This is a genomic window from Pseudoalteromonas sp. SG43-5 (assembly GCF_014164345.1).
Classification (GTDB): domain Bacteria; phylum Pseudomonadota; class Gammaproteobacteria; order Enterobacterales; family Alteromonadaceae; genus Pseudoalteromonas; species Pseudoalteromonas distincta.
This window is the reverse complement of record NZ_JACJFA010000001.1, coordinates 501568-512765: the sequence shown is the minus strand read 5'-3', so window position 1 is coordinate 512765 and position 11198 is coordinate 501568. Positions and strand designations below refer to the sequence as shown.

Annotated in this window: 10 protein-coding genes, 3 tRNA genes and 1 rRNA gene; 10 read left to right on the top strand and 4 right to left on the bottom strand. The window is 40.2% G+C overall.

Going from position 1 to position 11198, the window contains the following annotated elements:
• A 5S ribosomal RNA gene (gene rrf, locus H5161_RS02370) occupies positions 1–110 on the top strand; the annotation flags it as partial.
• A gap of 586 nt (positions 111–696) precedes the next feature.
• On the opposite strand, the gene H5161_RS02365 is transcribed toward rrf, so the two are convergent.
• From H5161_RS02365 to uvrD, 3 genes are all read right to left on the bottom strand, one after another.
• Positions 697–1545: a chemotaxis protein gene (locus H5161_RS02365; RefSeq protein WP_182768594.1), complete on the bottom strand. Its 849-nt coding sequence runs from the start codon at positions 1543–1545 to the stop codon at positions 697–699.
• 103 nt (positions 1546–1648) lie between these two features.
• Positions 1649–3718 (bottom strand): GNAT family N-acetyltransferase, encoded by a 2070-nt coding sequence (locus H5161_RS02360; protein WP_182768593.1) that lies wholly within the window; start codon positions 3716–3718, stop codon positions 1649–1651.
• On the bottom strand, positions 3696–5861 hold the full coding sequence (gene uvrD, locus H5161_RS02355) for a DNA helicase II (protein WP_182768592.1): 2166 nt from the start codon (positions 5859–5861) through the stop codon (positions 3696–3698). The genes H5161_RS02360 and uvrD overlap by 23 nt, the downstream gene beginning before the upstream one ends.
• Before the next feature lie 303 nt (positions 5862–6164).
• Here uvrD and H5161_RS02350 point away from each other — a divergent pair, with 303 nt between their 5' ends.
• The 3 genes from H5161_RS02350 to H5161_RS02340 all read left to right on the top strand — a co-directional run bounded on the left by H5161_RS02350 (position 6165) and on the right by H5161_RS02340 (position 7578).
• On the top strand, positions 6165–6389 hold the full coding sequence (locus H5161_RS02350) for a hypothetical protein (protein ID WP_002963009.1): 225 nt from the start codon (positions 6165–6167) through the stop codon (positions 6387–6389).
• Positions 6390–6505: 116 nt separating this feature from the next.
• Positions 6506–6874 carry a YacL family protein gene (locus H5161_RS02345; protein ID WP_002963010.1) on the top strand — a complete coding sequence of 123 codons (369 nt, stop codon included), beginning with the start codon at positions 6506–6508 and terminating at the stop codon, positions 6872–6874.
• Between the two features lie 80 nt (positions 6875–6954).
• Positions 6955–7578 carry a dUTP diphosphatase gene (locus tag H5161_RS02340; RefSeq protein WP_002963012.1) on the top strand — a complete coding sequence of 208 codons (624 nt, stop codon included), beginning with the start codon at positions 6955–6957 and terminating at the stop codon, positions 7576–7578.
• 15 nt (positions 7579–7593) lie between these two features.
• Here H5161_RS02340 and yrfG read toward each other — a convergent pair whose 3' ends face one another.
• Positions 7594–8241: a GMP/IMP nucleotidase gene (gene yrfG, locus H5161_RS02335; protein ID WP_165724387.1), complete on the bottom strand. Its 648-nt coding sequence runs from the start codon at positions 8239–8241 to the stop codon at positions 7594–7596.
• Between the two features lie 61 nt (positions 8242–8302).
• Here yrfG and nudE point away from each other — a divergent pair, with 61 nt between their 5' ends.
• From nudE to H5161_RS02305, 6 genes are all read left to right on the top strand, one after another.
• Positions 8303–8875, top strand: coding sequence for an ADP compounds hydrolase NudE (nudE, locus tag H5161_RS02330; RefSeq protein WP_182695534.1), 573 nt, complete (start codon positions 8303–8305; stop codon positions 8873–8875).
• Entirely contained in the window at positions 8868–9671 is an 804-nt protein-coding gene (gene cysQ / locus H5161_RS02325) for a 3'(2'),5'-bisphosphate nucleotidase CysQ (protein ID WP_182695533.1), read from the top strand. The genes nudE and cysQ overlap by 8 nt, the downstream gene beginning before the upstream one ends.
• A 136-nt stretch (positions 9672–9807) precedes the next feature.
• Positions 9808–9884: transfer RNA gene (locus tag H5161_RS02320), tRNA-Met, on the top strand.
• An 80-nt stretch (positions 9885–9964) separates the two neighbouring features.
• Positions 9965–10041: transfer RNA gene (locus tag H5161_RS02315), tRNA-Met, on the top strand.
• A gap of 62 nt (positions 10042–10103) precedes the next feature.
• A tRNA-Met gene (locus H5161_RS02310) sits at positions 10104–10180 on the top strand.
• A gap of 385 nt (positions 10181–10565) precedes the next feature.
• Positions 10566–11180 (top strand): trimeric intracellular cation channel family protein, encoded by a 615-nt coding sequence (locus tag H5161_RS02305; protein WP_002957915.1) that lies wholly within the window; start codon positions 10566–10568, stop codon positions 11178–11180.
• The last annotated feature ends 18 nt before the right edge of the window (positions 11181–11198 follow it).

Sequence of the window (11198 nt, the reverse complement as noted above, 5' to 3'; positions counted from 1 at the left end):
TGACAATAGCGTTTTGGACCCACCTGACTCCATGCCGAACTCAGTAGTGAAACGAAACAGCGCCGATGATAGTGTAGCATTTGCTATGTGAAAGTAGGACATTACCAGGCTTCAAATTGTAGAGACCCGTTACAGCAATGTGACGGGTTTTTTGCTTTCTGGGATTTAGTAAATAGCCAAGAGCCCATGCCGAACTCAGTAGTGAAACCAAACAGCTCGAAGGCGAGCCCCGGCCAACGATAGTGTAGCATTTGCTATGTGACTTTCTACCGCTGTAGGCACTACGACATCCTACTGCGTAGCGCACCGACTTCACATTGTAGAGAGCCCGACTAGAAATAGTCGGGCTTTTTTACGTCTGCAGAAAAGTGAAATACGCGCAGTTAACATCCACTCACAGCAACATCACGTAGGCCGGGCGAGCGTAGCGACTCCCGACACAACGAGAGTGTAGCATTTCACTGTGGCTCTCCACCGCCGTGGGCACTACGACATTCTACTGCGTAGCGCACAGACCTCAAATTGTAGAGAGCCTGACTAGAAATAGTCGGGCTTTTTTACATCTTCAGAAAAGTGAAATATGGGGAGTAACGGACATTACATACTCGATTCTTCTCTAATTCATCTAAATGTACAAGTTGAGCGGAATAGCTCATTATTCCAGTACTAAAGTTAATAACCAAATTTAAAGGCTATTTAAAATACTCCATAAGCTTGGGTTTCTTCACTTTCAGATTCTTCTAGTTGAGCTGGTTTAAATATTACGCTTGGATCAATTAATACACTATGCTTTTGGGGGAGCTTGATTAATCCTAGCATCATATTTTTAGTTTGTGGGTCTAGATCAAAACCAACCTCAGTGAGCTTATCCAGTGGCTTTATGTCTTCTTTTTTATAGTCGATATTATCTTCAACCTTATCTACTAATAAACCAACATGTGGATTTAATCCGTCTTTGGTGGTGAAAACAATAATAGGTTTATAGTCTAAGGTTATTTGCTCTTTAGCTGATTCAAATAAACGCTCAAGCTGAATTAGACTATTACGCTTAATTTTGTCGAGCAGAGCTGATGTGTGTTTATGATCACTTTGATTATGGGCTACTATAGCTGCTTTTGCTGTCTCTAGTAATGATTGGAAGGGCTCGTCAAGCCGAGACATTGTTAATTTTAAGTCTTCATTGTCGGTGTTGAATTCTTTGTAAAATAAAACAAAATCTTGTAGTTCGGCGTCATTATTTGAAATAGAAGCCGAGCTATTTAATAAGTTGCTTTGAAGGGTATTAAACCAGTTTAATAGTTTGTCTTGCCATATTCTTAGTTGTTTTAGTACATGCGCATTACTTTGTTCAGTTGAGATATTATTTAAAATAATACCTAAATCAAAAACAGGTGTTGGTATATCCATATAATCTTTAACACCAATAAAGCTTTTATTATTGTTTGGTAAAGTTGTTAGATTATTGTCAAAGCGCTCAGTTAATAAAATATCGAGTATTTTTAGCGAAATTGTTTTGCAGCCCACTTTAAAGTTTATTAATTCCATGCCTTTATCTTAATTTACCTATTAATGCTTTAAGGATAGAACAAATTAAATAAATAGCTTAAAGATGGATAAAATTTAACAGAGATAGGGCAACTAGAAATTATTAGATGGTGCTAGTGAGGTTTTTTATGGCACGTTTAAATTGATTCTCAAGCTGCTTTTTTCCTAATAAACCTAAGTGTTGAATCACTTTTTCATTACTTTCATTTTGAAGTACTAATTTTATTAACAGTTGTTTATCAGACTCTGTTAATTGAGATATACAAGAAGGTGACTGGCTCAGTAACTGCCAAAGAGTTGCAGAGATACTAAATTGAGTGAAGTTACTTTTAGTGAGCAGCGCTAGTCGCTCGTGAGTCTCTAGGCTTATTAACTCGTCGCTAAATCCTTCAATTAGGATATTCACGAGTTGCCAATCTAGTGTTTTAAAGTGTGTTAAAAGCCCATAAAAAAAATCGTTTTTAAACTGCTTTTTCAAAGGTTGAATAATTGTACTTTTGTCACTTAAGCATTTAACCACAAGCGCCGAATTTTCAGCGGTGCTTTTATCGCGTTGATAACCTAATTTTACAGTATCAAACCCTAGATTTTGCCAAAAATTAAGTAACTGCGCTGTTGCCCCAAAGCTTGCACCAAGCCAACTACATTGGGTTTTTACCTGCGATTCGCAAAAACTAAGTAGCTTTTTACCAAGTCCTATATTGTGGGAACTCGGATCAATCGCTATTCGTACAACGCGAGCGCTCAGTTGCGTTAAACAGTCATTATTAAAGCTAAGTTGTGAGAGTGCTTGCGCCATTAAATGCCCTTGCGGACGGCGCTCTCCACTTATAATCTGTAGGGCAAGTTCTTCACTCAAACCACCTTCTATGGCGATTAAGCATACGCCAACTAATTGATTATTAATTTTGCTAATAAATAGTCTTTGCGATGGTGCGTCTAGTAGTTGGCGTAAGTCGTTGACACTACTTTGATAGTGAGCCAGTGCAAGTAGGGCAATAACTTGCTGCAGTAAAGGCTCATTGTTTACAAGGGATTGCTGAGTTATTTCGCTATGTACTGGCTGCTCTAATTCATTACTACTTAACTCTATATATTGTGCATCGAGTGCTAGTAGTGTGCGAATGTGTTGCTCAAGAGGATCGTGTTTAGCAAAGCGCAGTGGCTCATCAAGTGTTACAACTTTAGAGGCTTTATAGTGTGCTTTAATATAGTTACTAAAGCGAATGGTATAACCCCTACCATTGCCTTCATACCCAACCAGAGTGCTTGCAAATACTATACGAGGGTAATGAGCTAGCATTAGTAGTAATAACGGAACAGGGATTGCTGCAGCTTCATCAACGAGTAGTAAATCGCACTCAGGTAGTGTGTTTAATAACGCGTCAGGTGCAACGTAGTGCAAGTTGGCGAGCTGTTTATGTTCAGCGTTGTATTGAAGGCTTAACTCTTGGGCTAAATGTTTAAAGCTGCTATGGGTCGCTTTAAACTGAGTGCTGCAAATAATTACTTTTTTATCAGTTAGTTTTGCCGCGGCTAAGCCAAGTGCTGCCGACTTACCTCTGCCTCTATCAGCATTAATGAGTAAAGGCCTGTTTGCACGGCCATTAGCTACTTTTACTATCTGCTCAATACAGTTTTGCTGTGGTAGATAATCAATTTTATTATGAGCTACATAGCTGGCGTTATGATTAATACAGTCATTTTTTTCACTAAAGTGAAAAGCAGGTAACGGTTTAATAATAGTCGCGAAACGTTGATTAAATATGCTGTAGTCAATGCTCTGACCGTGTGATTGCACTGTACTTAATGCGGGATCTTGCCAAGAGGCTAAATTATCTAGTTCAGGCAGTAATAAAAACAGTATACCGCCTGCTTTAACGGTGCCGGCAAGTGCTGCAAGTTTATCAGGGTGCAAACCACTAAAACCATCGTAAACAGCATGAGCAAATTCTTGCCCTAAAATTTGGTGTGTGCGAGTAGGCCAGTACGAATTTTTAATCGCGCACTGCTTTGATACAACAAGTGTATTGTTTTCATCTATTAATGAGTTAAGTATTTCATAACACCAAGCTGGGCTGCCCGTGATCAACACTAGCTGACGATGATACGCGCCAGCTAATTGTTGCTCTAACTCATTTAGGTGTGCTTTATACCGCTTGTAATCGTGCATAGGCCGTTACTAACCATTTGCTACCAAGGTCGTCAAAGTTAACTTGTACGCGAGATTGTGCGCCACTACCTTCATAATTCAGTACAGTACCAATACCAAACTTAGCATGCAGTACGCGTTGTCCTAAGTTAAAGCCACTGTCTTCAAATGCGGCATGGCTAACTGATGCGCTAAAACGCCCAGCGGCAGGCGGGCGAGAAACCTGTGTTTTAATACGGATTTCTTCTACGCAGTCTTCAGGGATTTCGCGTAAAAAGCGAGATGGGCTATGGTATTTTTCTTGCCCGTATAAACGGCGACTCTCAGCATGGCTAATGTATAACTTATCCATTGCTCGTGTCATGCCTACATAACAAAGGCGGCGCTCTTCTTCTAAGCGACCCGACTCTTCGTTGCTTTGCTGAGAAGGGAACATGCCTTCTTCTACGCCTACCATAAACACTAGCGGAAACTCTAAGCCTTTAGCTGAGTGAAGCGTCATCATTTGTACGGCGTCTTCGTGTTCTTCTGCTTGTCCTTCACCTGACTCAAGTGACGTATGGGCTAAAAAGCCTTGTAAAGGTGAGCTGTACTCTTCGTCTTCAGGCAGCTCATACTGATCACAAGCGCTAATTAGCTCTTCTAAGTTTTCTACGCGAGCACGGCCTTTTTCACCTTTTTCGGCTTGGTACATTGCCATTAAGCCTGAGGTTTGAATTGTGTACTTGGCTTGCTCATGCAAAGTTAGATCGCTAATTTTATCTTCTATTTGTTCTACTAGTTCTACAAACTTACTTACTGCACCAGAAGCACGACCAGATAAATGCTGTTGTTCTACAATTGCTTTTGCGGCATACCAAAGCGGTAACGATTCTGCTCGTGCACAATCGCGTATATGGCTCAATGTTTTATCGCCAATACCGCGTGCTGGCGTATTAATTACACGCTCAAACGCGGCATCGTCTTGACGATTACCTACTAGGCGTAAGTACGACAACGCATCTTTAATTTCTTGTCGTTCGAAGAATCGCATACCCCCATAAATACGGTATTTTAAGCCTTCTTGCAGCATGGCCTCCTCGAGTACACGAGATTGCGCGTTACTACGGTATAAAATTGCGGCATCTTGTAGGGCATTACCTGCATTTAACCAGCTTCGTAGTTTGCTACTTACAAAGCGTGCTTCGTCTAACTCATTAAATGCCGCATAAATAGAAATTGGCTCGCCATCGTTACCGTCGGTCCATAAGCTTTTACCCATACGCTCTGAGTTATTTTGAATTAATGCATTAGACGCTTTCAAAATAGTTGCTGTTGAACGGTAGTTTTGTTCAAGACGAATGGTTTCTGCGCTAAAGTCAGTTAAAAATCGTTTAATATTTTCGATTTTAGCACCGCGCCAACCGTAAATACTTTGGTCATCGTCGCCTACAATCATGATACTGCGTGTATCGCCTGCAAGTAACTTTAACCAAGCATATTGAATAGTATTTGTATCTTGGAACTCGTCTACGAGCATATGTGCAAAGCGTTGCTGATAATGACGCAGTAACGTTGGGTTATTTTTTAACACTTCGTAGCTGCGTAGTAATATTTCGGCAAAATCTACTAGGCCTGCTCTATCACAGGCCTCTTGGTAGGCGGCGTAAACACGCAGCATCATTTGCTCGTTAATATCGTATGCTTGAATATCTTTAGGGCGAAGTGCTTCATCTTTTTTAGCGCTGATGTACCAGCCAAATTGTTTGGCGGGCCATTTTTTATCATCGATATTCATCGATTTTAATAAGCGCTTGATCATCCGAAGTTGATCGTCAGAGTCTAAAATTTGAAAGGCTTCTGGTAAGTTAGCTTCACGGTGATGAGCACGTAAAATACGATGCGACAAACCATGGAACGTACCAATCCACATACCACCTACAGGGGCTTTTAGTGTTTCTTCAACGCGGCTGCGCATTTCTTTAGCCGCTTTATTAGTAAAGGTTACGGCAAAAATACTGTAAGCAGATGCTTGCTCAACTTGCATAAGCCACGCAATACGATGAACTAACACTCGTGTTTTACCAGACCCAGCACCTGCTAATACCAGCATGTTTTGTAGTGGGGCTGCAACGGCATCGCGTTGTTTGTCATTTAAGCCATCGAGTAATTGTGAAACGTCCATCGTTACGCCTTTTTAATCAATATTGTGGGCAGTATAACAGGTGTTTTTGTTAGGCTAAATAAAATACTGTTTTTATAAACAGCTATTTATAAAATAGCCTTAAAAACGAGTAACTTGATAATTTTTTGAACAAACAAAAAAGCGTAAACGCACAATAAAAATTGCTAATTTGACCTAAAGTTAGCAAAATTTACTAACTCTCTAAATCTAGACTAATTTAACTATTTGATTTGTAAGCTTTAATAAATTGGCATAGAGTGTGTAAGTAAATAATTATAAAATCAAACAAATACAGAGGTTAGTATGGCAGATCAAGGTTCTGGCGGTAACGTAATCGCAGCATTATGTAATATATTTTTTCCTGGTTTAGGGCAGTTAGTGCAAGGGCGTATTTTAGCGGCTATATTTTTTGCACTCGCTATTATAATAAGTTACGCACTAATTTATGTGCTTGTAGGTTTTGTACTAGTGCCTATTATTTACTTATGGTCGATTATTGACGCAGCGCGTTATAGATCGCGAAGTTAACTGCTTTAAAGTTGAATAAAATAGCGCCCTTGTGGCGCTATTTTACTTTATATGTCCTGTGGTTTGCGGGCGTTTACGTATATAATTACGCAATTAAAGATTTACAGGCAAATCCTATGGAATATCAATTTATTCGCGACCCTATTAGTGGGCTACGTATTAAAATAAGTAGTGAACACGCTATTATTGGTCGCTGGCTAAACGAAGAAATAGGCAAAGACAAAGTAGCTATGGTTCAAGCGCTTATTGCATCGGTGAGTTCAAGCTATGAGCCGCTAACGCTAAAAGGCCAAGAAATAGATTTAATATTAACCAAAGACGAAGCACTATTTGAAGCCCATGCGCTTCATCAAGACAGTGAAGACCTAATAGCGTATCAAGATGACGATTTAGCGCTTGAAGAAAATGGTTTAAGTAGTGGTTGTGGCTTTGAAGATTTCATTGATTTAATTGATTCATGGGCTGAATTTAGCGGCTCAAAGTAAACTACATATTAAGATAGTGCTGATGCGTTAAGCTTCCTTTATCTGTACTATTACACTAATCAAAAACGACAGGAATGAATATGTCTGCCAATTTAAACAAGCTAGTAGTTATGCTAGAAATGCAAAACGCCATGAACACTAAAGTACATGAGCAATGGTTTACTCAAGGATTCGAATGGTACCGCGCTATTTGGGTTGAGTGCGCTGAAATGCTGGATCATCATGGTTGGAAATGGTGGAAAAAACAAACACCAGATACTGAACAAGTTATTTTAGAGTTGGTTGATATTTTTCATTTTGGTCTATCGCTTAGAATTGACGGCAAAACTAGCTACGAAGACTTAGCAAAGCAACTTGAAGCTGAGCTTAGTAATGCTCAACAAGCGGATGACTTTAAACAAACGCTAGAAATATTAGCGGCTTCCGCCGTTGCAGATAAAACGTTTAATGCCGCTGCCTTTGCCGGCTGTATGGCGCAAATGGGTATGGATATTGATGATTTATATCGCGGCTACGTAGGTAAAAACACGTTAAACTTTTTCCGTCAAGATCATGGCTACAAAGACGGTAGCTACATTAAAGAGTGGAACGGGCAAGAAGATAACGAGCATTTAGTTGAAGTAGTTAAAAGCCTTGATACAGAACATGCAGATTTTGCAAAGTTAGTGTACCAAGGCCTTGAAGCGCGTTACCCAAAAATCTAGCCCACGTAAACTGAGTTAAATAATCTTACGATAGTCGGTAACACTCAGGTAATCGGCTATTTCGTTATGTGGTTGTTGGCTATCAGGGTTAGCAACTGCAAGTAAGTGCTCGATGCCGTATTCTCGTGCGGCATTTAATACCGGCACACTGTCATCTACAAACAAAGTGCGCTGCTTATTAAACCCTAAGTCTTTTTGTACTTGGTGCCACAAACTTTGCTGCTCTTTACTTACTCCATATTCATGAGTAGACACTACACCATCTAGGTAGTTATCAATCGCTGTATGCTCAAATTTCAGCATGACACTCTCAGGGTGGGCGTTGGTAAGCAAAATTAACTCTTTGCCTGCTTTTTTAAGCTCGGTTAAAAAATGAGGTACATCTTCGCGCATTTTAATTAAATGCTGAGACTCTCGTTTAAGCTCCATTATAGGCAAGTTTAATTGCTGCTCCCAATAATCTAAACAATACCACTGTATTTGACCGCTCACAGCTTGATAGCGTTTTAAAATATCTGCTTTAGCTGCATCTAGGCTAATGCCTCTAGCTAATGCGTGTTGCGCAGGGATAACGTTAAGCCAAAAATGACTGTCGTAATGTAAATCGAGTAATGTTCCATCCATGTCGAGCAAAACGGTATCGATTTTTGACCAATTTAACATAGGAATTTCAACTTATAAGGTTTATTATTGAACTAACTGCCATGATAGCAAATTAACGCCAATGACACAGAAAAAGCACCCAACACCACCACAAATCCTCAGTAACAATGTTGTTGCTAAAAGTCGCCTGTTTACTGTGGAGTCTTTAGAGTTAAAGTTTTCTAATAACGAAGAGCGCCAGTATGAGCGAATTCGCGGCGGTGGCCGGGGAGCAGTGATGATTGTTCCGTTAAGTGCAGATAATGAGTTACTACTTGTACGTGAATACTGTGCGGGTACAAACAATTACCAGTTAGGTTTTCCTAAAGGCTTAATTGATCCGGGCGAAACCCCAGGGCAAGCTGCTAACAGAGAACTTAAAGAAGAAATTGGCTTTGGCGCTGAGTATTTTAAACCATTAAGAACAGTAACAATGGCGCCGAGTTACTTTAATGCCACAATGCATATTTTATTTGCTAAGCAATTATACCCTCAAACCCTTATTGGTGACGAACCAGAGCCGCTAGTTGTTGTTAAGTGGCCATTAACTCAGTGGCAGTCATTATTAGACCAAGAAGATTTTACCGAAGCACGCAGTGTTGCAGCTTTGCTATTATTAGATAAGTATTTAGCGTCTGGAGCTGCCGATGAATAAATTAATCGAACCGTGCATTGAATTAGCTGAGCGTGCTGGCGATGCAATTATGGCCATTTATAAAAAAGGCGATATTGGCCAACAAGAGAAATCAGATAATACGCCTGTTACCAAAGCTGATCTAGCAGCAAATGACGTACTTGTTGCTGGATTAAAAGCACTTGCACCCGATATCCCAATTATGTCGGAAGAAACACCTATACCAGCACTCGCCGACAGACAAGATTGGCAGCGTTATTGGTTGCTCGATCCGATGGATGGTACAGGCGAATTTATTTTAGAAAGTGGCGACTTTGCAGTAAACATTGCATTGATTGAAAATAATCACCCTGTGCTTGGCGTTATTCATTGGCCTGCAAAAGGTGTGACTTATTTTGCTACTGCTAAAAATGGTGCCTTTAAACGTGAAAACTCAATTGATAAGCAAATATCTGTAGCGCCGCCAGAGAGCTTGACGCTTGCAGTGAGCCGCCGCCAAAAAATAGAAGCGGTGAGTCAGTATTTAAATAGTCAGTTTACAACGATTGCTATTGGTTCGTGTTCTTTAAAAGCCTGTACTGTTGCAGAGGGCAAAGCAGATTGTTTTTTAAGAATTGGTCCAACGGGAGAGTGGGATACAGGTGCTTCACAAGTTATTGTTGAAGAAGCCGGTGGTTGTATTACCGATGCAGAATTTAATCCGCTAACGTACAACCAACGAGAGAGTACTGAGAACCCTGACTTTATAGTGATGGGACATCCCGACTGGGAATGGCAAAAAATGATTAATCCACATCAAAGATTGATCGCAGAGTAGTAATTTGATTGCTTTTTGTTCGGTTGAACAACTTTAATTAGTTTAGGTCTTGCATTAAATGTTTATTCCTATATAGTAGCGCTCTCTTCAAGGCAGGCAAGTAAATATTACGAAAATGCTTTAAAGAAATTACAGGCGCGGGATGGAGCAGTCTGGTAGCTCGTCGGGCTCATAACCCGAAGGTCGTCGGTTCAAATCCGGCTCCCGCAACCAATTTCCTTAGGGATTGAGGTTACTGTAAACTCTAACTTAAGAGATAAAATAAAGTAGTCGATAGACTTAAAATATACAGGCGCGGGATGGAGCAGTCTGGTAGCTCGTCGGGCTCATAACCCGAAGGTCGTCGGTTCAAATCCGGCTCCCGCAACCAATTCTTTAATTGGAAGCCAAGTTGTAATGTAAGCAACTTTAAATAAGTCTACAAATTTCAGGCGCGGGATGGAGCAGTCTGGTAGCTCGTCGGGCTCATAACCCGAAGGTCGTCGGTTCAAATCCGGCTCCCGCAACCACTGAAATAAATAAGAATGAAACGACACGCTTAAAGCGTGTTTTTTTATGTCTAAAATTTGGTGTGTATATTGTGGCTCATAACCCGAAGGTCGTCGGTTCACCTTTTATAAGTTCAGGCTCCCGCAACCACTGAAATAAATAAGAATGAAACGACACGCTTAAAGCGTGTTTTTTTATGTCTAAAATTTGATGAGTGTGGTGATTTAGCTTATAGGATAAAGATCATCTTCACTGCATGAGGCATTCACTTCTCATAAGCGCAAGCTCCCGCCCCCCTGAGATACACTTTAAAATGTTATAAACTTCTTAAAATAAATCGTTATTACTTAAAACCTTGTTTGGTTTGTGTTAAAACGGCACAAATATTTTTAGGTTGTTACAAATATGACTGAACTTTACCACTGGTTTGATTTAATAGGCATTGCGGTGTTTGCTGTATCGGGCACTTTGCTAGCGTATGAGAAAAAAATGGATGGCTTTGGGGTCGTAGTTTTAGCGACAGTAACTGCTATTGGTGGTGGTACAGTGCGAGATCTAATTTTAGATGTTCCAGTGTTTTGGTTACACGATCAAAGTTACTTTTTTGCCATACTCGCTTCAGTATTTGTTACAACACGCCTTATAAATAAACAAAAGCCGATACCTCATTATATTTTACAAACAGCGGACGCGTTTGGGTTAGCTTTTTTTGCAGTAATGGGGGCGCAAAAAGCACAGCTTGTTGGTATGCCCGATATGACTGCGGTAATTATGGCTGTAATTACAGGCTGCTTTGGTGGATTAATTCGAGATGTGCTTGCACGCGAGATCCCTATGCTGTTAAAGGGTGAGCTTTACGCTATTACCTGTATAGCGGGTGGTACTGTTTATACGCTTGGCATTAGTTTTTCGTTAGCAACCGAAATGGCGATGGTATTAGGAATGTTAATGACCTTATTACTTCGTTTAGCCGCTATAAAATGGCAAATCACATTACACGTTTTTAAATATCCTGACTAAACTGGTGTAATCACACCA